General features: G+C 66.7%; 28 protein-coding genes, 1 tRNA gene and 1 pseudogene. 19 read left to right on the plus strand and 11 right to left on the minus strand.

Annotated features, from left to right (window positions below; genetic code table 11):
• Positions 1-9: 9 nt before the first annotated feature.
• From nrdE to nrdH, 3 genes are read right to left on the minus strand one after another with little or no spacing between them, the layout of a single operon-like run.
• Positions 10-2,166, minus strand: a complete 2,157-nt coding sequence (nrdE, locus tag MICSW_RS10895) for a class 1b ribonucleoside-diphosphate reductase subunit alpha (protein WP_228176946.1) — start codon at positions 2,164-2,166, stop codon at positions 10-12.
• Positions 2,148-2,585 (minus strand): class Ib ribonucleoside-diphosphate reductase assembly flavoprotein NrdI, encoded by a 438-nt coding sequence (gene nrdI / locus MICSW_RS10900; RefSeq protein ID WP_228176945.1) that lies wholly within the window; start codon positions 2,583-2,585, stop codon positions 2,148-2,150. The genes nrdE and nrdI overlap by 19 nt, the downstream gene beginning before the upstream one ends.
• A gap of 3 nt (positions 2,586-2,588) precedes the next feature.
• Positions 2,589-2,822 carry a glutaredoxin-like protein NrdH gene (gene nrdH, locus MICSW_RS10905; RefSeq protein WP_195691937.1) on the minus strand — a complete coding sequence of 78 codons (234 nt, stop codon included), beginning with the start codon at positions 2,820-2,822 and terminating at the stop codon, positions 2,589-2,591.
• A gap of 422 nt (positions 2,823-3,244) precedes the next feature.
• Between nrdH and MICSW_RS10910 the strand changes: the two genes are divergently transcribed.
• The 6 genes from MICSW_RS10910 to MICSW_RS10935 all read left to right on the plus strand — a co-directional run bounded on the left by MICSW_RS10910 (position 3,245) and on the right by MICSW_RS10935 (position 9,361).
• Positions 3,245-4,450, plus strand: coding sequence for an MFS transporter (locus MICSW_RS10910; RefSeq protein ID WP_228176944.1), 1,206 nt, complete (start codon positions 3,245-3,247; stop codon positions 4,448-4,450).
• Between the two features lie 35 nt (positions 4,451-4,485).
• Positions 4,486-4,893, plus strand: coding sequence for a DUF4260 family protein (locus MICSW_RS10915; RefSeq protein WP_464495832.1), 408 nt, complete (start codon positions 4,486-4,488; stop codon positions 4,891-4,893).
• 15 nt (positions 4,894-4,908) lie between these two features.
• Positions 4,909-5,664, plus strand: coding sequence for an alpha/beta fold hydrolase (locus MICSW_RS10920; protein WP_228176942.1), 756 nt, complete (start codon positions 4,909-4,911; stop codon positions 5,662-5,664).
• Positions 5,661-6,839 carry an acyl-CoA dehydrogenase family protein gene (locus MICSW_RS10925; RefSeq protein WP_292735999.1) on the plus strand — a complete coding sequence of 393 codons (1,179 nt, stop codon included), beginning with the start codon at positions 5,661-5,663 and terminating at the stop codon, positions 6,837-6,839. The genes MICSW_RS10920 and MICSW_RS10925 overlap by 4 nt, the downstream gene beginning before the upstream one ends.
• 71 nt (positions 6,840-6,910) lie before the next feature.
• Positions 6,911-8,038: a baeRF11 domain-containing protein gene (locus MICSW_RS10930; protein WP_464495843.1), complete on the plus strand. Its 1,128-nt coding sequence runs from the start codon at positions 6,911-6,913 to the stop codon at positions 8,036-8,038.
• A 51-nt stretch (positions 8,039-8,089) separates the two neighbouring features.
• Positions 8,090-9,361 carry a DUF445 domain-containing protein gene (locus MICSW_RS10935; protein ID WP_464495847.1) on the plus strand — a complete coding sequence of 424 codons (1,272 nt, stop codon included), beginning with the start codon at positions 8,090-8,092 and terminating at the stop codon, positions 9,359-9,361.
• Between the two features lie 22 nt (positions 9,362-9,383).
• Here the strand turns inward: MICSW_RS10935 and MICSW_RS10940 are convergent, their stop codons facing one another.
• A complete protein-coding gene (locus MICSW_RS10940) occupies positions 9,384-9,860 on the minus strand; it encodes a YbaK/EbsC family protein (protein WP_228176938.1) in 477 nt (158 codons plus the stop codon).
• A gap of 64 nt (positions 9,861-9,924) precedes the next feature.
• Between MICSW_RS10940 and MICSW_RS10945 the strand changes: the two genes are divergently transcribed.
• Genes MICSW_RS10945 through MICSW_RS10960 form a run of 4 tightly spaced genes read left to right on the plus strand, consistent with a single transcriptional unit; the run spans position 9,925 to position 11,895 of the window.
• Entirely contained in the window at positions 9,925-10,077 is a 153-nt protein-coding gene (locus MICSW_RS10945; protein WP_228176937.1) for a hypothetical protein, read from the plus strand.
• Positions 10,078-10,081: 4 nt separating this feature from the next.
• The gene (locus tag MICSW_RS10950) at positions 10,082-10,885 is read left to right on the plus strand and encodes a cation:proton antiporter domain-containing protein (protein ID WP_228176936.1); all 804 of its coding nucleotides are present in this window, start codon (positions 10,082-10,084) and stop codon (positions 10,883-10,885) included.
• A gap of 60 nt (positions 10,886-10,945) precedes the next feature.
• A complete protein-coding gene (locus tag MICSW_RS10955; protein WP_375237642.1) occupies positions 10,946-11,086 on the plus strand; it encodes a hypothetical protein in 141 nt (46 codons plus the stop codon).
• Between the two features lie 50 nt (positions 11,087-11,136).
• Entirely contained in the window at positions 11,137-11,895 is a 759-nt protein-coding gene (locus tag MICSW_RS10960; RefSeq protein ID WP_292735993.1) for a ZIP family metal transporter, read from the plus strand.
• A 26-nt stretch (positions 11,896-11,921) separates the two neighbouring features.
• Here MICSW_RS10960 and MICSW_RS10965 read toward each other — a convergent pair whose 3' ends face one another.
• Positions 11,922-12,389 (minus strand): DUF3817 domain-containing protein, encoded by a 468-nt coding sequence (locus MICSW_RS10965; RefSeq protein ID WP_228176933.1) that lies wholly within the window; start codon positions 12,387-12,389, stop codon positions 11,922-11,924.
• Between the two features lie 49 nt (positions 12,390-12,438).
• On the opposite strand from MICSW_RS10965, the pseudogene MICSW_RS10970 reads away from it, so the two are divergent.
• Together MICSW_RS10970 and MICSW_RS10975 are read left to right on the plus strand one after the other, a co-directional pair.
• A pseudogene (locus MICSW_RS10970) lies at positions 12,439-12,840 on the plus strand (helix-turn-helix domain-containing protein); the annotation flags it as partial.
• A 5-nt stretch (positions 12,841-12,845) separates the two neighbouring features.
• Positions 12,846-13,043 (plus strand): hypothetical protein, encoded by a 198-nt coding sequence (locus MICSW_RS10975; RefSeq protein ID WP_228177190.1) that lies wholly within the window; start codon positions 12,846-12,848, stop codon positions 13,041-13,043.
• Positions 13,044-13,083: 40 nt separating this feature from the next.
• Here the strand turns inward: MICSW_RS10975 and MICSW_RS10980 are convergent.
• The 4 genes from MICSW_RS10980 to galU all read right to left on the minus strand — a co-directional run bounded on the left by MICSW_RS10980 (position 13,084) and on the right by galU (position 15,787).
• Positions 13,084-13,156, minus strand: a tRNA-Ala gene (locus tag MICSW_RS10980).
• A gap of 54 nt (positions 13,157-13,210) precedes the next feature.
• The gene (locus MICSW_RS10985) at positions 13,211-14,161 is read right to left on the minus strand and encodes a large exoprotein (protein WP_464495850.1); all 951 of its coding nucleotides are present in this window, start codon (positions 14,159-14,161) and stop codon (positions 13,211-13,213) included.
• Positions 14,162-14,245: 84 nt separating this feature from the next.
• On the minus strand, positions 14,246-14,875 hold the full coding sequence (locus tag MICSW_RS10990) for a GNAT family N-acetyltransferase (RefSeq protein ID WP_292734844.1): 630 nt from the start codon (positions 14,873-14,875) through the stop codon (positions 14,246-14,248).
• 24 nt (positions 14,876-14,899) lie between these two features.
• On the minus strand, positions 14,900-15,787 hold the full coding sequence (galU, locus tag MICSW_RS10995; RefSeq protein ID WP_292801336.1) for a UTP--glucose-1-phosphate uridylyltransferase GalU: 888 nt from the start codon (positions 15,785-15,787) through the stop codon (positions 14,900-14,902).
• Between the two features lie 116 nt (positions 15,788-15,903).
• Here galU and MICSW_RS11000 point away from each other — a divergent pair, with 116 nt between their 5' ends.
• From MICSW_RS11000 to mscL, 3 genes are read left to right on the plus strand one after another with little or no spacing between them, the layout of a single operon-like run.
• The gene (locus tag MICSW_RS11000) at positions 15,904-16,500 is read left to right on the plus strand and encodes a 5-formyltetrahydrofolate cyclo-ligase (protein WP_464495851.1); all 597 of its coding nucleotides are present in this window, start codon (positions 15,904-15,906) and stop codon (positions 16,498-16,500) included.
• 27 nt (positions 16,501-16,527) lie between these two features.
• On the plus strand, positions 16,528-16,851 hold the full coding sequence (locus MICSW_RS11005) for an FmdB family zinc ribbon protein (protein WP_228176898.1): 324 nt from the start codon (positions 16,528-16,530) through the stop codon (positions 16,849-16,851).
• 23 nt (positions 16,852-16,874) lie between these two features.
• Positions 16,875-17,303 (plus strand): large conductance mechanosensitive channel protein MscL, encoded by a 429-nt coding sequence (gene mscL / locus MICSW_RS11010; protein ID WP_228176897.1) that lies wholly within the window; start codon positions 16,875-16,877, stop codon positions 17,301-17,303.
• Positions 17,304-17,438: 135 nt separating this feature from the next.
• Here mscL and MICSW_RS11015 read toward each other — a convergent pair whose 3' ends face one another.
• Positions 17,439-17,639, minus strand: a complete 201-nt coding sequence (locus MICSW_RS11015; protein WP_228176896.1) for a hypothetical protein — start codon at positions 17,637-17,639, stop codon at positions 17,439-17,441.
• Entirely contained in the window at positions 17,626-21,306 is a 3,681-nt protein-coding gene (locus MICSW_RS11020) for an AAA family ATPase (protein ID WP_292799322.1), read from the minus strand. The genes MICSW_RS11015 and MICSW_RS11020 overlap by 14 nt, the downstream gene beginning before the upstream one ends.
• Before the next feature lie 220 nt (positions 21,307-21,526).
• On the opposite strand from MICSW_RS11020, the gene MICSW_RS11025 reads away from it, so the two are divergent.
• From MICSW_RS11025 to MICSW_RS11040, 4 genes are all read left to right on the plus strand, one after another.
• Positions 21,527-22,075, plus strand: a complete 549-nt coding sequence (locus tag MICSW_RS11025; RefSeq protein ID WP_464495852.1) for a methylated-DNA--[protein]-cysteine S-methyltransferase — start codon at positions 21,527-21,529, stop codon at positions 22,073-22,075.
• A 145-nt stretch (positions 22,076-22,220) separates the two neighbouring features.
• Positions 22,221-23,069, plus strand: a complete 849-nt coding sequence (locus MICSW_RS11030) for a LuxR C-terminal-related transcriptional regulator (protein WP_228176894.1) — start codon at positions 22,221-22,223, stop codon at positions 23,067-23,069.
• An 87-nt stretch (positions 23,070-23,156) separates the two neighbouring features.
• On the plus strand, positions 23,157-23,501 hold the full coding sequence (locus MICSW_RS11035; protein ID WP_228176893.1) for a histone-like nucleoid-structuring protein Lsr2: 345 nt from the start codon (positions 23,157-23,159) through the stop codon (positions 23,499-23,501).
• Between the two features lie 40 nt (positions 23,502-23,541).
• Positions 23,542-24,393 (plus strand): alpha/beta fold hydrolase, encoded by an 852-nt coding sequence (locus MICSW_RS11040; RefSeq protein WP_464495854.1) that lies wholly within the window; start codon positions 23,542-23,544, stop codon positions 24,391-24,393.
• Positions 24,394-24,402: the final 9 nt, after the last annotated feature.

Below are 24,402 nucleotides of genomic sequence, written 5' to 3' on the forward strand. Positions count from 1 at the left end.
CCAGAAGAACTAGAGCATGCACGAGACGCAGCCATCGACGGTCGTGCCCTCGAGGGCCATCTGACGCAGACGGATGTAGTAAATGGTCTTGATGCCCTTCTTCCAGGCGTAGATCTGTGCCCGGTTGATGTCACGAGTGGTCGCGGTGTCCTTGAAGAACAACGTCAGAGACAGGCCCTGGTCGACGTGCTGCGTGGCAGCGGCGTAGGTGTCGATGACCTTCTCGTAACCGATCTCGTAGGCATCCTGGTAGTACTCCAGGTTGTCATTGGTCATGAACGGCGCCGGGTAGTAGACGCGGCCGAGCTTGCCTTCCTTGCGGATCTCGATCTTCGAGGCGATCGGGTGGATCGAGCTCGTCGAGTTGTTGATGTACGAGATCGAGCCTGTCGGGGGCACGGCCTGCAGGTTCTGGTTGTAGATGCCGTGCGCCTGCACCGACGCCTTCAGCTCACGCCAGTCATCCTGCGTGGGAATGTGGTGGCCGGCGAACAGCTCGCGCACCCGCTCGGTCTGGGGCACCCACTCCTGCTCGGTGTACTTGTCGAAGAACTCCCCCGACGCGTAGGTCGAGTCGGCGAAGCCTTCGAAAGCCGTCCCCCGCTCGATGGCGAGCTTGTTCGAGGCCCGCAGTGCGTGGAACAGCACCGTGTAGAAGTAGATGTTCGTGAAGTCGATGCCCTCTTCGGAGCCGTAGTGGACGTGCTCGCGAGCGAGGTAGCCGTGCAGGTTCATCTGGCCGAGGCCGATCGCGTGGGAGCGGTCGTTGCCATCCTCGATCGAACGCACCGACGAGATGTGGCTCTGGTCGCTGACTGCGGTCAGCGCACGGATGGCGGTGTCCACCGTGCGACCCAGGTCGCCGCCATCCATCGCCAGCGCGATGTTCATCGACCCGAGGTTGCAGGAGATGTCCTTGCCGATCTGGTCGTACGAGAGGTCCTCGTTGTAGGTCGTCGGGGTGTTGACCTGCAGAATCTCGGAGCACAGGTTCGACATGTTGATCCGGCCCTTGATGGGATTGGCCCGGTTCACGGTGTCCTCGAACATGATGTACGGGTAGCCCGACTCGAACTGGATCTCGGCGAGCGTCTGGAAGAACTCACGCGCGTTGATCTTGCTCTTCTTGATGCGCGGGTCATCGACCATCTCGCGGTACTTCTCGGTGACCGAGATGTCGCCGAACGGCACGCCGTAGACGCGCTCGACGTCGTACGGCGAGAAGAGGTACATGTCCTCGCCGTTCTTGGCCAGCTCGAACGTGATGTCGGGAACGACGACCCCGAGCGACAGCGTCTTGATGCGGATCTTCTCGTCGGCGTTCTCGCGCTTGGTGTCGAGGAACTTCAGGATGTCGGGGTGGTGAGCAGACAGGTAGACCGCGCCCGCTCCCTGACGGGCACCAAGCTGGTTGGCGTAGCTGAAGCTGTCTTCGAGAAGCTTCATGACGGGGATGATGCCGCTGGACTGATTCTCGATCTGCTTGATCGGCGCACCCGCCTCGCGAATGTTCGAGAGCAGCAGGGCGACTCCGCCGCCGCGCTTGCTCAGTTGCAGCGCGGAGTTGATGCCGCGGGCGATCGACTCCATGTTGTCTTCGATGCGCAGCAGGAAGCACGAGACGAGCTCACCGCGCTGGGCCTTGCCGGTGTTCAGGAACGTCGGGGTCGCAGGCTGGAAACGGCCCGAGATGATCTCGTCTACCAGCTGGGTGGCCAGAGCCTCGTCGCCGTCGGCAAGGCCGAGCGCGGTCATCACGACGCGGTCCTCGAAGCGCTCGAGGTAGCGCTTTCCGTCGAAGGTCTTGAGCGTGTAGCTCGTGTAGTACTTGAACGCGCCGAGGAAGGTTTCGAAGCGGAACTTCTTCTCGAACGCGTGGTCGTGCAGCGACGAGATGAAATCGAACGAGTACTTCTCGAGCACGGCGGGCTCGTAGTACTGCTTGTCGACCAGGTAGTCGAGCTTCTCCTTCAGCGAGTGGAAGAAGACGGTGTTCTGGTTGACGTGCTGCAGGAAGTACTCCCGCGCAGCGCGCTTGTCGGCGTCGAACTGGATCTTCCCGTCCGGACCGTACAGATTCAGCATCGCGTTGAGCGCGTGATAGTCCAGCCCGTCAAATCGGGTCTCGGTCTTAAATGCCGTGTCTGTCACTGCAGCTTCCACCATCGTTCCAATCCTTCGCTTACGCGTGTGACGTCTTCTGACGTGCCGAACAGTTCGAGCCGGTACAAGTGCGGCACGTGACACTTGCGGCTGATGATGTCGCCGGCTGCGCAGAAAGCGTCGCCGAAGTTGGTGTTTCCCGCGGCGATGACACCGCGGATGAGGGTTCGGTTCTGCTCGACGTTGAGGAACCGGATGACTTGCTTGGGGACCGCACCCCGCTCCTCGTCCCGGCCCTGGCCTCCCCCGTAGGTGGGGGTCACCAGGACGAAGGGCTCATCCACGAGGAGCATCGGCTCGGATGCGAAGAGCGGGATGCGCTCTGCGCGCAGTCCCAACTTCTCGATGAAGCGCGCCGTGTTCTGCGAAACGCTCGAGAAGTACACGAGCAACGGCGTCTCTGTCGCGATCGCCGTGCTCATGGCTCAGGCGAGGCGCGACGCGAGCTCGTCGATCTTGTCGGGACGGAAGCCCGACCAGTGGTCCTCGTCGGTGATGACGACGGGGGCCTGGAGGTAGCCCAGCGCCTTGACCTGCTCGAGGGCCGCGGGGTCCTGCGAGAGGTCGAGAACGTTGTAGTCGATGCCCTTGGAGTCCAGCGCGCGGTAGGTAGCAGTGCACTGCACGCAGGCGGGCTTGGTGTAGACCGTGATCGCCATGTTAGATCCGTTGTCCCCTCAAAATCCTTCGTCGAACCGGCAGCTCCCCCACCGGGAGTCCAATACTACATATGGGTGCCGACATCAGATAGCACCACAAGGGGTAGTAGTTACATTCGTGTAGTTTTCCACCGCTCTCCTCAGATACAACGCGATTTGTCCACCGTTTCATCCACAGATCGACGAGTCCGCGAAACCTGGGAGAAGCCTGAAATCACGCGGGTCCAGATGCCTCCATCCGGCATCCCTCCACAGCGCGAGGCTACGACGATCCACCGACATCGAATTCGCCTGTGGATTGCGGTCCCGGCGTGTCGCGGCGTGTCGCGGCGTGTCAGTCCGACGGTCACGGCATCCGTTGCGACTCAGCCTGCCTCCGTGCCGATATCGCCGAACCGATTCGGCACGACTATCGTGGGAAGGTGGCGGGTTATGGAGAACTGCTGCGCACTCCGGGGGTCGCGCGCATCATCGCTGCGCAGCTGACGGCGCGGTTCCCGAACGGGATGACGAGCCTGGCGATCCTGCTGCACATCGAGCAGGTCACCGGCTCCTACGGGTCTGCAGGGCTCGTGCTGGCTGCGACCTCTGTCGGGCAGGCGGTTGCGGGTCCGATCACGAGCCGGTGGATGGGCCTGTGGGGCATGCGGCGGGTCCTCACCGTGACTCTCGCGATCTGCGCTGCCGCCATCGCGGGCATCGCGGCCTTCACCCTCCCGCTTCCGGCCTATATGGTGCTGGGGCTCGTCGCGGGCCTCTCCACCCCGCCGGTGCAGGCAGCGGTTCGAACGATCTACCCCAAGATGGTCAACTCGCGACAGGTGACTCCCCTGTACTCGCTGGATGCCTCGCTGCAGGAGATCATCTGGGTCGTCGCTCCCGTGCTCATCACGTTCGTCGCGACGCAGATCGGCACGGTCCAAGCCCTCGCGCTCATCGTCATCGTGCTGCTGGGCGGCGGCGCGTGGTTCATCCTCTCCCCCGAGGTCGGCCGGGTGCGCATCCCTCGCAGTCGGCGCAGCTTCGGAAAGGTGCTCGGCAAGCCCGCGGTGCTGCTGGCAACGGTCGTCGGCTTCCTCTTGATCGGTGCCTGTGCCGCCGTCGAGGTCGGCGTGGTCGCCACCTTCGGACACGAGGGGATCGAGGCGGGCCTTGTGCTTGCCGTCTTCGCCATCGGAAGCCTCGCCGGCGGTCTCTCCTTCGGGCATATCCCGATCGGACCATGGGCGACGGCCAGACGGATGCTGATCGTTGCGGCAGGACTCAGCCTCACGATGATCTCGCTCAACGCCTGGTGGCTGGGCGCGACACTCGCCGTCGCGGGACTCGGTGTAGCGCCAGCACTCGCAGTGATCTTCGCGATGACATCTGCGAGCGTCAAGTTCAGCGAGACCGCCGAGGCCTACGGCTGGATTGGAACCGGACAGCTCATCGGTGCGGCCGCAGGTTCGGCAGTCGCGGGTTTCCTCGTCGACGGCGCGGGCCCCCAGGGCGCCTACCTCGCCGCAGCACTGTTCGCCGCCACCGGCGCGATCGTGGCGATCGTGTTCGTCCGTGGCTTCCCCGACCTGCGCGACCGGGATCCGAGCCCCATCCCCGATACCGAGCCCGTTCCCACGATCACCTGACCCGCGCGTTCACCGCGCGCGCCTACGATGAACCCGTGACCTACACCCGGCTCGCCTGGACTCTTCTTGCCATTGCGCTGCTGATCGTCGCGGTCTTCGAGAGCATTGGTCACGGGTGGGTGACTGCCGGGATCATCATCGTGTTCGCGGTGCTCCCCGACATCGCCCTGATCGGCGCGTTCGGCGACCAGCGCGGCATCCTGCGCCCCGAGCGCGTCGCGTTCTACAACTGGTTGCATCAGGCGTGGATTCCCGCTCTGCTGTTCTTCGTCGGCGGCTCCATGGCATACCTGTGGGAGATGCGGGAGGTCGGACTGCCGCTGTTCTGGTGCGGCATGGGCTGGCTGCTTCACATCGCGCTGGATCGGACTTTCGGGTTCGGGATGCGAGCCCCCGACGGCACGATCATTCCCGTCGGCACGTACGGACAGCGCACGCGCTGAGAGGATGCCGAAACCATGACCAGTCCCCTTGTTCTGCCCCGCCACGGGTGGGGTGACCCGTCATCCTCCCGCCGAGCACTGCTCGTCCACGGTCTGGGATCCACGGGCGCCCTCATGTGGCGTTTCGGCGTAGAGCTGAGCGAGCGCGGCTGGTTTGCCGAGGCCGTCGATCTTCGTGGACACGGGCGCGCCCCGCGGGCGCTGGATTACACGATCGGGGCCTATGCCGCCGATCTGGCGGCCTGCCGCCCGCAGGATGAGACGCCCTGGGATCTGGTTATCGGTCATTCGCTGGGCGGCACGGCAGCAGTCGTTGCTGCAGCGTCGGTCCCGGATTGGACTGACCGCCTCGTGCTCGTCGATCCCGCGATCCAGCTCGATGAGCCGGCCCGTGACGAGATCCGCGAGAGTCAGCAGCGGCAGTTCGACGACCCGAGCGCCGAGGCGGTGCGCGCTGAGCATCCGTCGTGGCATCCGCTGGATATCGAACTGAAGGTGCAAGGCATCCAGGACGTGAGCCGCTGGGCTGTCGAGCAGACGAGCGAACAGAACGAGGAATGGGATGTGCGGCTTCCCACGTTGTCGCTGGATATGCCCATCCACATCATCGCCGGTGACCCCGCGGTCTATGCGCTCTTTCGCGGCGACATCGTCGAGCAGCTCCTGACGCGGCCCTCGATCACGATGTCGGTCGTCGAGGGAGCCGGGCATTCCCCGCACCGCGACGCGCCGGAGGAGACGATGCGGCAGCTGTGGGAGGCACTGGCATGACGACGACGACCACCTTCGACCCGGCATCCGTACTGCCCGATGCGCTGCTCGAGCGGTTCCGTGAGCGCGCCGCACAGCACGATAGCGACAACACCTTCCCGCATGATGACCTGGCAGATCTGACGGATGCCGGATACCTCGCGCTGTTCGCCCCGACGGAGATCGGAGGGGCGGGCCTCGGCCTCGCCGAGGTCTCGCTGCTGCAGCAGCGCCTGGCCACCGCGGCACCGGCTACGGCGCTCGCGATCAATATGCACCTGGTGTGGACGGGTGTCGCGAAGGCGCTTGCCGATCGCGGGGTCGACGATCTGCGCTTCGTTCTCGAAGGCGCGGTAGCCGGCGAGATCTTTGCATTCGGCATCAGCGAAGCGGGCAACGATCTCGTGCTCTTCGGTAGTGACACTGAGGCCGCGCCGCAGCCCGACGGCTCGTATGCCTTCACCGGCACGAAGATCTTCACCTCCCTGGCACCGGTCTGGACACAGCTCGGCCTCCACGGGCTGGATACCACCTCCCCCGACGGCCCGACGATGGTCTATGCCTTCGTCCCCCGGTCCGAAGAGGATGCCGGGCGAATCGCCACCCGCGATGACTGGAACACGCTCGGCATGCGCGCCACACAGTCCCGCACGACACAGCTGCGAGGCGCGACGGCCGCGGCAGACCGTGTCGTGCGCCGTATCCCACCGGGGCCGAACCCTGACCCGATCGTGTTCGGCATCTTCAGCGTCTTCGAGATCCTGCTGGCCTCGGTCTACACCGGAATCGCGCGGCGGGCGCTGGATGTCGCTGTCGCAACCGTCGGGACGCGCCGCTCGAAGAAGACGGGGCTGACTTACAGCCAGGATCCCGACATCCGGTGGCGGATCGCCGATATGGCCCTCGCCTACGACGCGCTGCCCCCGCAGCTGGAGACGCTCAGCCGTGACATCGACACCCTCGTCGACCACGGGCCGCGGTGGTTCTCGCTCCTGTCGGGCGTGAAGCACCGCGCCGTCACGATGGCCAAGGCGGTCGTCGATGACGCGATTCTCGTGGCGGGCGGGTCGAGCTACTTCGCCGGCAGTGAGCTCAGCCGGCTGTACCGCGATGTGTTGGCCGGGATGTTCCACCCGTCCGACCCGGAATCGGCACACTCCACCGTCGCCACGGCATGGCTCGGGCCCGTGGGCTGAATCCCTAGCGAGTCACCGGAACCGATGCAAGGGCGTCGCGCACGCCGATGCGGCCACGTAGGGTCGCACGCATGTTGCCCGCAGACATTCCCCAGACCGACCACCTCCTCGAGCTCGTCGAGATGCGCGGCATCCCGAGCATCACCATCTCGCTGCCCTCATCACCGGTCCCGGCCGACCACGAACGCATTCGCCTCCAGCTTCGCGACCTGATCGATGACGCCGACCGCCAGGCCAAAGAAACGAGTGTCGGGCGCCCCGAGCGAGAGGCAGCGATCGCCCGACTGCGTTCCGTCCTCGACGACGATGACTTCTGGACGCACCAGTCGCGCTCTCTCGTGCTGCTCGCGTCGGCCGAGCGGCTTGAGACCTTCCGACTGGCCAACCGGCTCACCGCGAGGGCGACTGTCTCGGACCGGTTCGACACCGGACCGCTGCTTCGCGCTGTCACTTTCCCGCGTCGCGCCTTCGTGGTGCAGATCTCCCGGGGCGGAGCTCGCCTGACCGAATTCGGCGCCGATCACGGGCTCGCCGAGCGCGACCTTTCGTTGCCGAGTGATCACGGGCTGATTCTCGAAGAGGCAGATAACGGCGGCCATGCCGACTTCCCGCGGCCGCAGGGCTCGACCGGCGACAGGCTCGAGCGTGAGCGCTTCTGCCGGGTCGTGCAAGACGAGGTGGTCCGCATCGTGCCGCGGGACATCCCCGTCATCCTGTGCGTTTCGACAGACCTCGAGCCCGCGTACCGCGCCGTCAACACGCATCCAGCACTCCTCGAGCCCGCGATCGATGCGCACCCGGACTCCCTCGGCGACGACGACCTCGAAGAACGAGCACGCAGCATTCTCGACCGGCACGAAGAGGACGTCCTCGCAGCCTGGCGGGAGCGGTTCGGATCACTCGAGGCTCAGGGGCTGGCCACCACCAGCCTCGATGACGTCGCCGTTGCCGCCTCGAACGCCGCCATCGATGAGCTGCTGTTCGATCTCGAATCCGAGACGGAAGGCACGATCGATGACCGAGGCCGCCTTGAGCGAGCGGAAACGCCTGGGCCGGATTCAACGGTTCTCGTCGACGAGATCGCGGCCCGCGTCCTGCGCACGGGAGGCACGGTGCGCGCCGCCCGGGGTGACGACATGATCGCCGGGTCACCGGTTGCAGCGACCCTTCGGTTCCCGCTCGATCAGATGGCTACCTGATCTGCTCACGCAACTCCGCGTCGAAAGGGTGCGCCGTGTGAAGATGTGGACATGGCTCACACGCCGACCGCTTCGCTGAGCCCCGCTGACCAGGAGCGTCGGCGGGGCCTGCGGAAGATGAAGTCCGTGGCCCTCGGCGCACTGCTGCTCATGGCGGCCCTGTTCCTCGTCGGGTTCATCGGCCAGCAGCAGGTCCCCGCGCTCGCGTACCTGCGCGCGGCAGCCGAGGGCGGCATGGTCGGAGCTCTCGCGGATTGGTTCGCCGTGACAGCACTGTTTCGGCATCCGTTGGGAATCCCCATTCCCCACACCGCGATCATCCCCCGCCGTAAGGACGAGATCGGCCAGTCGCTCGGAGAGTTCGTCGAGACGAACTTCCTCGCGGCGGACGTCGTGCGCACCAAGCTCGAATCGACCTCCATCGCCGCCCGCCTCGGTGCCTGGCTAAGCGATCGCGACCACGCGGCGCGCGTCGGCTCGGAGGCGGCTGCCATGGGATCCGGCGTCCTTCGTGCGCTCAGCGACGACGACGCGCAGGAGGTCATCACAGCCCTCGCGCGCGAGCACCTCATCGTGCCGGAATGGTCGCCGGCGATCGGCGAATGGCTCGGCCGCATCGTCGACGCCGACGCCCACCGCACCGCCGTGGATCTTGCCGCCGAGAACATCGACGAGTGGCTCGCCAACAACCGGGATGCCTTCACGGGCCTCGTCTCGGGGCGCCTTCCCTCGTGGGTGCCGAGCATCGCCGCGCGCCTCGTCGACGAGACCGTCTATTCCGAGGCCGTCACCTTCGTGCGGGCGGTGCGGACGAATCCCGATCATCCCGCGCGCGCCGCGATCACGGCGTACCTCGCCCGCCTGTCCGAGAGCATGCAGCACGACCCGCAGACGATCGGGCGGTTCGAGGACGCGAAGCTCGCCGTCTTCGACAGCCCGCGTGTCCGCGACCTTGCCGCGCACGCCTGGAACACCGCGAAGACTGGGCTCCTCGATGCCCTGGCGGATCCGCGAAGCGGCCTGCGCACCCAGATCGACAGTGCACTCCGCGATATCGGTGAGCGACTCGCGCGCGAACCCGAGTTGCAACGCCGCGTCGACACCTGGGTGACGGATGCCGCGGTCTTCCTCGTCGACCGGTATCGGCACGACATCGCATCCCTCATCACCGACACGGTGGAGCGGTGGGACCCCGCCGAGACGACCGAGAAGATCGAACTCATGGTGGGGCGAGACCTGCAGTACATCCGCCTCAACGGCACGATCGTCGGCGCGCTTGCGGGCCTGGTGATCTACACGATCGCTCACGCCCTGTTCGGCTGAGAGCGGCGTGCCAGGGTCGTGATCAGACGACGCTGATGACCGTTCCGCCGGTGAGATCGACCAACTGCGGGAACGTCAGCGGAAACACCGTGTGCGGTGTGCCGCCGGCTGCCCAGATCTCGGGGAACGCGGCGAGGTCTTCGTCCACGATCGTCACCAGCGGCGCCGGATGCCCCGTCGGCGCGACCCCGCCGATCGCCTGGCCCGTCGCCTGACGCACCTGGTCGGGCGTGGCTCGGATGATCGAGGTCCGACCGAGCCGGGTAGCCAACGCTTTCGTATCGACGCGGTGGGCGCCGCTGGTCATCACGAGTAGCGGCTCGCCGTCGGACCAGAAGACAAGGCTGTTGGCAATAGCCCCCACCTCGACTCCGAGCGCCTCAGCGGCGAGAGCGGCCGTGGAGGCGGCATCCGGCAGCACAACGATGTCGCCGGGGATCCCCGCCGCCCGGATCGCATCGTGGACGAGCCGGCTGCGGGCGGGAAGGTGATCGGACATGGTCTGAGCCTAGAGCCGGGTCAAGACCGTGGCGAAACCCGCTCTCTGACGACAGCGTGGATGCATGGTCATCGCGTTCGGGGTCGTGCTGCTGCTTGCCATCCTCATCTCCGGGATCGCCCACCGCACGGTGCTCTCCACGGCGGTGCTCTTCCTCATCGCGGGGTTCCTGCTGGGCGAGGGGATGCTGGGTCGCCGCCGTTCTCGCTCCGACTGACCCCGTGCTTTCCTCGGCGATCGTCGGACGCGAGGAGATTCCCTGGCGCATCCGGCACCTGCTGAGCGTCGAGTCGGGGCTGAACGACGGTCTCGCGCTGCCGGCGGTGCTCGTGTTCCTGGCGATCGTCGACGGAACCCAGACGGAGTATGGGGCGCTTGCGCTGGAGCTCGTCGGCCGGGTCGCGCTCGGCGTTGCGGTACCCCTCGTGGTGAACCTGCTGATCCGGATCAATTTCCTGCGGGCGACCCCGCTTTACGCGGCGCTGACTCCCGTCGCGATTGCGTGCATCATCTTCGGCGTCAGTTCGCTGACGGGAGCAAACCTCTACCTTGCGGCGTTCTCTGCAGGAATCACGATCGCGAGCGCCATGCCCGAGGTGCGAGACGCCTTCATCGAGTTCGGCGATTACGCAGCCGAGATCGTGAAGCTGCTCGCCCTGTTCGTGTTCGGCGCACTGATCTCGCCCGCGCTGCTCGCGGACGTCAACGGCTGGGGGTACCTCTTCGCCGTTCTCACGCTCGTGGTGGCCCGGCCCGTCGCCGTCGAGACTGCGCTCATCGGAAGCAAGCTGCCCTGGGAAGAGCGAGCGACAGCTGCGTGGTTCGGCCCGAAGGGATTCGCGTCGGTTCTGTACGGGCTCCTCGTGCTCGAGGGCGGACACCCGGACTCCGCGCACCTGTTCCACATCATCGTCGTGGCGATCTCGCTCTCGATCATCGCCCACTCGTCCACCGATGTCCCGATCGCTCGCTGGTTCGCTCGACGCGAGGCGCGCGAACGACAAGCTACGAATTCCTCGGGCTGAGCACCGGCGCACTCGCCGTATGTCCCCGCCGCGATCGTGGGCGGCGGATATCCTGTGCGGATGAGCCTTCTCGGCGGCGGATCAGGCGACGACAAGAACAAGATCACCCCCGCGCACATCACGATCTGGGTCGTCGTCGCCGGGGTCGGCGTGTACTTGGTCGTCTCGGGCCTGGTCGGCATCCTCTCGGGCGGCAGCTGACACACGCACGGATGCCGCACCTCAGCGACCGGCATCCGTAGGCTTGCCGCGTGGGAGTGTGGCTAGCCGCGCTGAGCGGCCTGATCGGCGGCGGCGCACTGTTCGTCGGCGCCGGCGTCGCGTGGTTCGTCAAGGCGCCGCGGCTGGTCGTCCTGGCGGTCATGGCGTTCGGAGCGGGCGTGCTGATCTCGACGCTCGCGTTCGAGCTCGTGGCTGAAGCCGCTGACGGCGGCGGGATCGTGCCGACCGCTGCCGGGTTCCTCGGCGGCGCGGTCGTCTACATCGTCGCCGACTGGCTCGTCTCGCGCCCCAAGCCCGCTGCAACCGACTCCCGCAACATCGCCAAGCGCCGCGGGAACGGGAAAGCTGCACTCTCAGGCGGCGGCGCGGCGATCGCGATCGGATCGCTCATCGACGGAATCCCCGAGTCCGTCGTTATGGGACTCTCGGTGCTGCAAACAGGAGGCCTCAGCATCCCGATCGTCGCCGCGATCGCCATCAGCAACATCCCCGAGGGGCTCTCGTCCACGGCGGCCTTCAAACAGGATGGGAGCCGCGGACGCACGGTGGCTCTCCTGTGGGGTGGCATCACTGCCGCATCCGTTCTCGCAGCCGTGGTTGGATACCTGGCCCTCCAGACCGCGCCGCCCGAACTCATCGCAATCATTACCAGCGTCGCGGCGGGAGCTCTGCTCGCCATGGTCGCAAACACGATGATCCCGGAAGCATTTGAGCGCCTTCACCTCCTGACGGGGCTATGGGTGACTCTCGGATTCCTGCTCGCGTTCGTCATGCACGAACTCGGCTGACCCCTCGGCTGCGGCGCGGGCCAGCCTCAGCCCTTCCCGCCCGGCGGGCCGATGATCAGCAGGCTCACGTAGAGCACGACGACCGCGGCGGCGATGAGGATGCCGAGCACCCACGGACGGCGCAGGAACCAGCGCAGCGCGCGGTCATACCACGCCTGATCGCGCGGGTCGCCTGTCTGCTCGAGGCGCCACTGCCCGACCAGCGAACCACGCCTGTGCAGCCAGACCTCGGTGGGGATCGTCGCGTACGGAACTATCGCACTGACGAGACCGACAACCGTCGGCCATGCGCGCCATCTGTTGTTCAGCGCTACGAGGATCACCGTGGCGCCGTAGGACAGAAAGACGAAGCCATGGATGCCGCCACCGATCGTCACGGCGAGCGCCAGCTCGGGATTCACGGCCCGAATGATGAGAGCTGCGATAAGCAGGGTCCACGAAATCGCCTCGAGGATGGCCAGGGTACGGAACAGGGAGAGGGGATGACGGAACACACCTTCAGCATACCTGAAGGAACCCGAGCACCGTCGCACCTTTGATACGTTGAAGATCGTCGCCGGGCAGCTCAGCGTGACCGAGGCGGCGGAGGAGTTCGGGATCTCGCGGCGGCATCTGCATCGGCTGCTCGCCCGCTACCGGGACGAGGGTCTGGACGGGTTGGAGGCGCGTTCCCGTGCGCCGAAGTCCTCACCGCACGCGGCCACCGATCGGGTTCGGGACCGGATCGTGCAGTTGCGGGTCGCGTTGACCGCGACGGGCACCGATGCCGGACCGGTCACGATCGCCTGGCACCTGCATCAGGAGGGGTTGCGGGCACCGTCGACCTCGACGATCCGCCGGATCCTGCACGCGGCCGGGCTGATCGCCCCGGAACCCCGCAAACGCCCGCGCAGTTCGTACGTGCGGTTCGAAGCGACCCAGCCGAACGAGACCTGGCAGTCCGACTTCGCATGCACCACCTCGGAATCGGAGCCGACCACCGCGGCACCCCAGTGCTCCTGCTCGCCGACGACTCCACCGTCACCGTCGTCGCCACCCGTACCGGCGAGATCCTCGCCACCAATCAGATCGACCCCGACAAGACCTACTGGCGCAACACGATGAAAGCCCCGGCCGCTGGCCGGAGGCTTCCAACAAGTGACCTATGACGCGACTCAAGAGAGACCTATGTCGCGACTCATCACAGAGTGGACCTGAGGGGATTCGAACCCCTGACCTCTTCATTGCGAACGAAGCGCGCTACCAACTGCGCCACAGGCCCGTGAACCCAGTAACACTATCACGCACGCCCCGGCGGGCTGAATCGCTGGAGCCCCTAAGCGCTGGCGGCGCGGCGGCTCAACAGATCGCGGACGTGGGCTTCAATCTCGGCGTCGTCGACGTAACCCATGCGCCCGAAATCGGGTCCCGCCGAAGCACCTGTCTCGCGCGCAGGCGCAGAAGCGGATGCCGCCTGCCGGGCACGTTCCCGGTCAGCGCGAGCGCGGTCGATAGTGGGCGGCGCAGCAGCTTCCGCCCGCTGACGCATCGCCTCATCGCGGGCGGCCTGCCGCAGCGCCTCGCGCGCAGCCACACCGTCGAGCGTTGCCGCAGCACGGGATCCTGATGCCGCAGTGAGGGGCTTGGGTAGCTCACGCGGCGCCCATTGGCGTGAGACGGGGAGCGCAACATCCTGTACGGCGGGGGCAGCACGCACCGGAGCTTCCACGGTGACCTGGGACCGCACTGCGGCACGGGCCGACACGCGCGCCATCTGTACCAGCATCGCGGCGCATACGGCGAGGATGCCGGCCGACCACCACAACAGCGTCTGCGACCCGGTCGTGGCGAGCAGCCAGAAACCCCATCCGAGGAATGCGATGGCGACAAGCCCGACGATCGTCGTCAACAGCCGCGCGCGGCGGCGAGCGCGTGCGCGGCGGGCAGCAGGCAGCGACCGCGCGGCGACGAGTTCGGAACGGGCTTCCTCCACCGCTGCCTGCTCACGTTCCGCGGCAGCGAGCTTCGCCAACCGCTCGCGCTCAGCGAGCGCGCGCTTGGCCTCCCGCTGCTGGGCCTGTGCCGTGCGGGTGGTGAGTTCGAGCCGAACCTCGTCGGGCGTCTCGCTCGTCTCAGCGAGGACGCGTAGCGCCTGGTTCAACCGGACGGCATTACGTTCGGCAGCGTCGTACTGGCGGCGCTCGTACCAGGAGGGCACCAGATAGACGAGCCACAGGAGCACGGAGACCGCGACGATCACGCCGCCTCCGAGTACCTGCCCATCCATGATCCATACGGTATGCGACGGCAGCCCACGATCCCGGGATCCCACGACGTGTGTCGGTGCGGGTTCGCGTCGAGACGGCTCGATTCAGACGGGCATTCGGTCTTCGGGGGGAACTGTCGCGGCATCCGGGGGTACGTGCCCCGACGCCCACCGGCGCAGCACACCCTCGGGAACGTCCTCACGAACGAGCGCAAAGGCGTAGTGGTCGCGCCAGTCCCCGTCGATGTGGATGTAGCGGCGCCGATAGCCCTCGTACCGGAAGCCAAGCTTCTCAACGACACGCAGGCTCGCGCGGTTCTCGGGACGGATGCAGATCTCAACCCGATGCAGGTTGAGCTCCCGGAAACAGATGTCGGTGGCGAGGGCGACCGAGATCGGCGTCACGTTGCGGCCGGCGAACTCCTCGGCGATCCAGTACCCGATGGTCGCTGATGCGAGAGAACCCCGCGCAATGCCCCAGACATTGAGCTGGCCCGTGACCGTACCGTCGTACTCCATGACGTAGGGCACACCCGCCCCGTCGCGGTGTTGCTGCAACAGGCGACGGATGCTGAGCCTCATGTCGAACGAGACCGGTCCGTCGGGGCTTGTGGCCTCCCACCGGCGCAGCCACGAACGGTTGTCGAGCAATAGCTGCTGGAGCACGCGGGCATCGCGCGGCCGCACGAGCCGGATCGACACCGGGCCGTGGTGGAAGGGTGACGTCAGATCCACGTGACCCCTCCCGCCCGGGCGGCGCTACAGGGTCGCCGCGAAATCCTTCAACCAGGGCTTCAGCTCGGCGCCGAGGTCCTCGCGGTCCGAGGCGAGCTGAACGATGGCCTTGATGTAGTCAACCTTATCGCCGGTGTCGTAGCGGCGTCCTCGGAAGATCACGCCGCGCACGCCGGGTCCGTCGGGGTCCTTCGCGAGCTCTTCGAGAGCGTCGGTGAGCTGGATCTCGCCGCCCTTACCCGGCTCGGTGTGCTCGAGCACGTCGAACACGGTCGGCGCGAGGACATAGCGGCCGATGATCGCAAGGTTCGAGGGAGCGTCTTCCTTGGCGGGCTTCTCGACCAGGCCGCCGACGGTGACGACATCCGGGTCATCGGTGGGCTCGGCAACCGCGCATCCGTACAGGTGGATCTGCTCGGGGTCGACCTCCATGAGCGCGACGATCGCGGCACCGGTGCGACGGTGCTCATCGAGCATCTTGACCAGCAGCGGGTCGCGTTCGTCAATCAGGTCGTCGCCCAGGAGCACAGCGAAGGGGTGGTTTCCGACGTGCGACTTCGCACGCAGCACCGCGTGCCCGAGGCCCTTCGGTTCTCCCTGGCGCACCATGTGCACCTCGGCCAGGTCTGAGGAGTGCTCGACGGCGGCGAGCTTCTTGCCGTCACCCTTTTCGCGCAGCTTCTGTTCGAGCTCGGGAACCGAATCGAAGTGGTTGGCGATGTTGTTCTTGTTGCGCCCGATGATGATCAGCACATCCTGGATGCCGGCAGTCGCGGCCTCTTCCACGACGTACTGGATCGCCGGCTTGTCGACGACCGGCAGCATCTCTTTGGGCATGGCTTTGGTGGCAGGAAGGAAGCGAGTGCCGAGGCCCGCCGCGGGGATCACTGCCTTGAAGGGGAGATCAGACATGGCCCTCACTCTACCGAGAGGCTATGAACGCGATGTGACGGATACGCGACGCGCCGTCCCCCTTGACATCGGATGCCGAAGCCTGCCTGCGCACGCAAGCAGCCTAGAATCTACGCATGTCTGATGCGATCGCCGATGCCAAGCGTGCGATGCGCGCGGATCTCCGAGAGCGTCGGCAGACGATCTCCGAAGCCGCCCGGCAGGCCGCCGCGGAGGGGATCCGGACCCAGCTCGATGCGCTCGTGGAGCGCTTGGGCGCAACATCCCTCTCGTGCTTCCTGTCGACGACGACGGAGCCGGGAACCCGCGAGTTCGTCAATGCCGCAATCGACCGCGGCTTGCGGGTCCTGCTCCCCATCACCCGCGCCGACGGGCTCCTCGACTGGACAGTCGCCGAGCGCGACGGCAGCGAGGTCGAGGGGCTGTTCGGGATGCCGGAACCGACCGGTGAACTCCTCGGCCCGATCGCCGTGAACGACGTAGACCTCATGGTCATTCCCGCCGCCGCCGTCGACACGACCGGCATGCGGCTCGGCTGGGGACGCGGCTACTTCGACAAGACCATCGGCTCGATGGAGCGGTGCCCGCCCGTCTACGCCGTCGTCTTCGACGATGAGCTCGTCGCGGAGGTCCCGCGAGACGTGCACGATCAGCCGGTCACCGGTGTCGTCACGCCGACCCGCATCGTCGACCTGCATCCTTCCCACACCTGATCCCTCGCACCGACCGAAAGACCACCGATGCCTACCTACGCCTACGCCTGCCGCCAGTGCGGCCACCGATTCGAAGCCGTGCAGTCCTTCACGGATGCCTCCCTCACCGAGTGCCCAGAGTGCGGTGGATCGCTTCGCAAGGAGTACGGATCGATCGGCGTGACCTTCAACGGGTCTGGGTTCTACCGCACCGACTCCCGGACGGGTGCCGGCGCTGGCAAGGAGTCCGGCTCGAAGGATTCCGGCTCAAAGGACTCGGGTTCGAAGTCCGACAGCTCGAGCTCGTCGTCGAGTTCGAGTTCGTCGTCGGGATCTAGCACCTCGACAAGCACCGCGACCGCCGCCAGCTGACGCTCCATCACGAAGGGACCGCAATGATCAAGGGATTCCGGGAGTTCATCCTCCGCGGCAACGTCATCGACCTCGCGGTCGCCGTCGTCATCGGCGCCGCCTTCACCGGCATCGTCAACACTCTGGTGTCGGCGTTCATCAATCCGCTGATCGGTCTGTTTTTCGCCGCTGACAGTCTCAACGAGGCGTTGGCGGTGCCTGTGCCGACCCTCGGCGGCGGCACCGTGACCTTCGCCTTCGGAGCGATCATCGGCGCGGTCATCAACTTCCTCGCGGTAGCCGTGGTCGTCTACTTCGTCTTCGTCATGCCGATGAACAAGCTCAAGGAGCGCGCCGCGGCCCGAGAGCAGCTGCCACCCGAGCCCGAGCCGATGCCGAGCGAGGCCGAGATCCTCATCCAGATCCGCGACCTGCTCCAGAAGCAGAACGACGCCACCCCGCCGAAGCCCTGACGCGAGGCATCCTGCCCCGCGTCACTGCCCGCGAACCCACACTCTCCCTGCCGAGCCCACAGGATTCTCTGGCCGGACCCTGTGGGTTCGCGGCGGGATGTGCGGTTCGGCGCAGAGGGCGGGTAGCGCGCGAGCTCAATAGTGCGGGGGGACGTCGGCTCGCAGACGATCGTCGTTGGGGCCGGTGTCGGATGACGTCGTCGGCGCCCCCGATGACGGGTCGGCGTCGGCATCCGGGGCTTCTGGGGCGACATCGGTCCCCGGAGCCGGAGTCAGACGCGCGCGGCGTGATCCGGGAACGCGCTCGACGCGCTGACGCTCATCAGGCGACGACATCGATCGGTTGCGTGTCACCCTCGGCAACGGGCGCTTCGACCGTCACCCCGAGGATGCCGGCAATCCGCTGCGCGACGCCGCCGGGGTCGCTGTACAGATCGAACGAGTGCACACGCACGTAATGCCAGCCCAGGCGCCGCAGGATCTGCGGGCGCAGCCGCAGCGATTCGCGCAACGATCCGCCGATCGTCTCGGGATCACTTTCGGCGACCACGGCCTTGCCCTGATGATGCGCGACCAGCGGCAGCAGGCCCCGGTAATTCACCTCGACAGCAACGCCCAGGCGCCGCAGTTCCTTCGCGAGCGAGAGCATCAACGGGTCGCCGTCATCCTCCTGGCGAGACACCCGAGCGCGACGTTCGACGTCTCCCAGGATCGACATGAGGGATGCCGCGCCGTGCGCGAGGCGACGGTCATCGACGGCGCCGGGACGGATGCAGGACACGATCACCATCGAGCGGCGAGCACGCGTCATCCCGACCGTCAGAAGCCGCTCACCGTCGGCGCTCGACAGGTCACCGAAGTCGCTGAGGACACGCCCGTGGCGAGTGAGTCCGAAACCGAGCGAGAAGATGACGCGGTCGCGGCTCTCAGCCACCGACTCTTCCAGCGTGAGAACCGAGAACGGCTCGGCTGAGTCGCGCGCGACGAAGTCGGCGACGTCGGACCGTCCCGCGAACGCGCGGTCGACGGCGGCACGGATGCGGGCAGCGTGCTTCGCGCTGGCGGTGATGACCATGAGCGATTCGGACCCGCGGTTGACCGCGTGCTCGACGACAAGGGTCACCACCCGGGCGACCTCGGCATCCGGGCTCTCGACCGCGCCGGATTCGGGGTCGGGCACACCGATACCGCCCTCGACGTAATCCACCGAGAGACTTCCACGTCCGAGGTAGGAACCGGCCCAGGGCAGGGAGACGATCTCGCCGCCGTAAAACGCGCCGTTGACCAGTTCCGCGAGGTCCTCGCCGCCCGCGCGATAGCTGCGCGTGAGTGTTTCAACGGGCAGGATCTCGGCAAGACGCTCGAATACGCTCGCGTCGTCGAACGGCTCCTCCGGCTCGTCCTCGGCGGTCGGCGTCCCGGCTGCCACCCGGAACGCCGTCGGCTTCTGGGTCACGGGATCGCCGAGCGCCACGATCTGGCGGCCACGACGGATCGCGGGGGAAGCCTCGGCGAGGCTCAGCGATGCGGCATCCGAGATGATGACGACGTCGAAGACGAGGTCGTCGGGGATCGCGGGCACTTCGTAGGGCGAGGCCAGCCAGACCGGGGCGAGCGAGCGCATGAGTGTCGGCGCCGTTGACACGACGGTGCGCGGCGACGTCCTCCCCTCGCGCAGCGCCTGCTTCAGCGCCGCCGCCTCGTGCGGCTCATCAACGATCCCGACCCGCCACTGGGTCGCCAGTTGGGCGGCCAGGAGCTGCCCGGATGCCGCGGCGTGCGCTTCATCCACCAGACGGAAATCACGCTCCAAGCGGTCGACGACTGCCGTGTTGGCGCCCAGGAGCGCTCGGTCGCTGCGTAGCAGGTGCTCGAGCGCCGACTGCCACCACGCGTATTCGAGCTCACCCGCGACCTGCTGCTCGGGAACGTGTCGCACCGAGAGGTCGAGAAGAAGCGGCTCGAGGCCGAGGGAGGCCAACTCACTGCGCAGGCTCGCGCGTTCCATGAGGTTTTCGAACACCTCGGACTCCGCGGCCAGTCCAGCAAGGGTGCGCACGAGGGTCTTCACCGGAAGCGACGACAGCGCCTGCGACCCTGATCGCCCCAGGACGGCATCCAGCTCGCTGAGCTCGGCATCCACCCGCTGCCAGGCAACCGCGACATCGGCAAGGCCGAGCGGGATGTCGGGAACGACGTTCGCCTCGACGTAGCGCTGCCACTGCTGACGCTGCTTCTGGATGCGAACGAGCGCCTCATACATGTCGCCGACGTGCACGCCGGGGCGCACGTATTCGCGAGAGAGGCGCCGGAGCCGCCGGCGGTCTGCTCCGCTGAGCGTCGAGGTGTCGCGGCGCGGCGCGTGCGCCTGAATGAGGTCGCCGATCGGCCGTTCGAATACGGTCGGGCTGAAGCGGTCGAGGGAGTCTCGGATGCCCTGCAGCAGCCGCAGGTACTCGCCGAGTTCGCCGACACTCTCGAACGGGCGCATGTGGGTCTGCCCCAGCAGGACGTATCCCCGCTCCAGCAGATGCGGAAGGTCCATGCGGTGGAGCTTGCCGGCCAGCGCGTGCGCTGAGCGCGCCTGCTCGGTCGTGGCAAAGCTCACGCCGTACCAGGGTGAATCCGACGGGCCGATCCGGAACTCGCCGAGGCGCGCCGCCGACGCAAGCTTGGCGGCGGCATCCTCTCGTCCTTTCGCGAGGCGCACGAGAGTCTCGATGTCCAGGCGCGCGGTCGTCGTCGGGGGCTCCTCACGCTGGGCAAGCGCCGACAGCTCCCGCAGGATGTCGAGCACCGACGCACCGAGCGCGTCGTGGCGGTCGGCCAACGACGAGCGGTAGTCGCGCAGCACGGTGCGAAGGCGCACGAGCGCGTCATCGATCTCGGAGACTTTTGGGGCGACTGCCTTCTCATTGCGTCCGATTGCGCGGACGAGATCCCGCTGCAGTTCGCTGGGCGAGACAGCAAGTCCCGGTAGACCGACGCCGGCGAGGCGGTGGCGAACACCGTCGAGCGTCGAGCGGCGAGCGCTGACGACGAGGACCCGCCGCCCTTCGCGCACGAGCGCTCCCACCGCGTTGATCACGGTCTGGGTGCCCCCGGTTCCCGGCAGCGTGTGAACCACGAGGGATTGGCCCGCAATAACCCGAGCCAGCACGGCTTCCTGCTCGGCGTCGGCGTCCAACAGCAGGGTGTCGGCGGCAGGGACGCGCTCGTCGGGCCCGGGCATCACAGGAACCGGCCGGCGCAGCGTCACGGCTTCCCGATCGGCGGGATGACCGGCGAGGGCGTTCAGAACCGGGTGGTCCAACTGGGCCGAGTCGCGTGCCATCGCGGAGCCGACGTCCACGAACGTCGAGACCACAAGCCGCGGCTTGACCACAAAAGACGGAATCTGCGCCATGAGCGCCCGCAGGTGATCGATCACCGGCTGCGGCTTGAAGACGCCCTGATCGTAGGCAAGACCCGACAGGGCGTCGCCGTCGAGTTCGATCCCGAAGTGCATCCGCATCGCACGCAGCAGTTCGGGATTGACCTGGAAACTGCCGTGCAGCTTCAGTTCGAAGTCGGTGTGGTGACGACGGATCGCGAGTGGGCGCAGCAGCACGGGAGCGATGCACTCGAGCCCCCCGATGCGCCATGACGCGATCCCGACGGCCAGGCGCACGGCATCGATACCGCGGGCCGTGCGCAGTTCAACGTTCTTGGTGGTGATCCGCTCGGCGGCCCGCCGAGCGGTACCGAGGGCGACTTCGTCGCGGAACAGCCCCGACAGAAGTGTCGATCGTCCCGTGATGAACTGCGGCAGACTTCCCGGGTGTGCCTTGGTGATCTCGATTCCGGCATCCGGTGCGTCTGAGAAATGCAGGAGCGCAGAGCGACCGCCGAGGTCCGCTGCCTGGGCGCGCAACCTCTCACGCTCCTGCTCGGCGATGTGGACGATCGTCGCGTCGGTGTCGGCGAGAGTCAGGTCTGCGGGGTCCACTGACACCGCACGCATCGCACCATCAGCGCCAAGGATGACGCCACCTTCTGCTCGCACCACACGGTCAGACTAGGTTGCGCTCTCGATGCGTCCCGGTAACGCACCACGAGTGTTGCGGTATTGCGCGACACGCCGCATCCGTCAAGGCTTCCTCCCCCGCCGCCGATGTGGCCATACTGTCCACCGCGGCAACCCGTTCCGCATCCGAACCCGCATCGCCGAACAGGATGGAGACATGCCTCCTGTAGCCGTCTCCTCGACATACCTCCTGCATCCCGCTCCCCTCGGAGACATCCTGATCGTCAGCACGCCCGATGCGGTCATCTCGTGTCATCCCGCGTACGACGACCCCGGTGATGACCTCGCGGCCCTGACATTGGCACTTCGGGCTGAGCCGAGCCCCGGAACCACGGATGCCGCGCTGCAGCTTGCGGCGCAGCTCGACGAGTACTTCGCAGGCAATCGGACGGCGTTTGATGTGCAGCTCGACTGGCGACTCGTGCGCGGCTTCACGCGCGACGCGCTCGAGGCTGTGACGCGAATCCCGTTCGGCGAGACCGCCGGATATGGCGAGGTCGCTGTCATGGCTGGGCGCGCGCGGGCTGCACGCGCTGTCGGCACGGCATGCGCGACGACACCGTTCTCGATCGTCGTCCCGGTTCACCGCGTCATCCGAGCCGACGGATCGATCGGAGAGTACGGCGGCCACCCCGAAACGAAGAGATTCCTCCTCGACCTCGAGTCGAACGCGCTCGAGCGAGCCCAGACCGGTCGCGCCGTGTAGGCCGGCGCAACCGACGGGACCCCCGGCGCACACCGGGGGTCCCGCACTGCGCACGTGGAATCACCGGTGGTAGCCTCATCGCTACTGAATTCGGCGACAGTGACGTCCTGGACCGACGCGGTCGTCCCGACACGAGGCGGTCGATGTGGCCCTGCGATTCTCCTCCGAGACGGAGCAGGAGTTACTCGCGCGCGCGGTCGACAGTCTTCCCCGCGTCACAAAGTTCCCGGTCGCCTTCGGCGGGCTGACCACCGACGGGCTCCTACCGGTCACCGCGACGGCCGGAACTCGGACTCGATCGCTTGCCGGACTCGTCGTGCAACCCGAGCGGGGACTCGGAGGTCGGTCGCTGGTTGAAAAACGCGCGCGGTTGGCGATCGACTACCGCACCGCGCGGGGCATTACTCATGACTATGATCGCGCGGTTCTCGGCGAGGGAATCTCCACGCTGTTCGCGGTTCCCGTGATGGTCGATGGTCAGGCGCAGGGAGTGCTTTATTGCGGTTCGTGGGCGGAATCCGCCGTGGGCGATGTCGTGGCGCGCGCCGCATTCTCTGTTGCCGAATCTCTCGCCACCGAACTGCGCGTGAGAAGCGAAATCGAACGCCGCCTATCGAGCTTCGCGGCGCCAGCACCGACCGATATCGGCAGTGCCGCACGCGAAGAGCTGCGAGAGAGCTACGCCGAAATACGCAGCATCGCGGCCGCGATTTCGGACGAATCGGTGAAACGTCGACTCCAGACCATCGAGCGGCGGCTAGCCGCCTTGAGCGGCGACAGATCAGCCGCCACGCTGGACATACGCCTTTCCCCTCGAGAAGTCGATGTGCTCGCCAGTGTCGCGGTGGGCGCGACCAACGCGGAAGTGGCGGCATCCCTGGGGCTCCGCGAAGGAACGGTCAAGTCCTATCTGCAATCGGCGATGTCCAAACTGGATGTCTCTACCCGCCACGCGGCTGTGACAAAGGCCCGCCGTGCCGGAATTCTGCCGTAATTCGGCGTCCAGTCGCGAAAGAACGGAATTCACCCCGCGAGGGACTTTCCCCCCGACGAGCGGCTGCATTCACAATAGACTCGACATATGGCACGCAAAATTGTTCACCAACTCGTCGATGATCTCGACGGAACAGTTCTGGAAATCGGCGAAGGAGAAACACTGACGTTCTCCCTCGACGGCACGGCATATGAGATCGACCTCACCGATGCAAATGCCGCGGCGTTGCGGGATTCGCTGGCCCCTTATGTCTCCGCAGGCCGGCGCATCTCGGCATCGCAGGGCGGGTCGACCGCCGGGCGCAAGCGCCGGCGTTCCGGCCAACAGGACTACAGCGCGGTCCGCGCCTGGGCGAAGGAGAACGGCTACTCCGTCTCTGAGCGCGGTCGGGTCCCAGCATCCGTCCTCGAGGCATACAACGCCGCCAACTGAGCCGGCGATGGAGCCTCAGATCACGGGGTCCGCATCGCGCGTGGTCACCGTTGGGAGCCGTGCGATCGGCTATCGCGTGTTCGGTGACACCAGCTCATCGCGCACAGTCATCAGCGCTCACGGCGGACTGGTGAGCGCCGGGGATGCGTCGGCTTACGACGAGATTGCGCGCGACCGCGGCATCCGGATCGTCTCGCCCGACCGTCCCGGAGTCGGAATGAGCGATCGCGACCCGCAGCGGTCGATTCTCTCGTGGGGACATGAGGATGTCGGCGCCGTTCTCGACGACATCGGCGCGACCGACGCCGTCGCGCTGGGTTGGTCGGCCGGCGGACAGTACGCGCTAGCGGCTGCCGTGGCACAGGCTGACAGGATTCGAGGCGTCGTCGTGATCGCGGGCGCGCTGCCGCTGGACGACGCCGACAATCTCCGCGAGCTCAACCGCATGGACCGGCGGCTCATCACGTTGTCCCGGCGCCTGCCCGCTACAGCCCGCAGCTACTTCCATGTGATGCGGCGGATGCTACGCCGTAGGCCAGAGCAGGTTGAACGCTTGTCGGAGAAATCGCTGGGGCCCGCCGATGCGGCGATCATCCGCGCCCGTTCCGAGTGGTATACCGCCTGCATGCTCGAGGCAGTCACGCAGATCGACGGCGCGGTCGACGAGTACCGGGTCTTCGGAGCGCCGTGGGGCTTCACGCCCGCCGAGGTTTCTGCGCCGGTGACCATCATCCAAGGCGACGCCGATCAGCTCATCCGACCTGTCTGGTCTTCGCGAATGCTCAGCGCGCTGCCTTCGGCAACGCTCGTGAACTTTCCCGAGGCAGGGCATTTCGTCGGACTGGCCCATCCGGATGCCGTGATGACGGCGCTCGACGAGCACCTCGGGTGATCGCGAGAC

The sequence above is a fragment of the Microbacterium sp. SW12 genome, assembly GCF_055391095.1.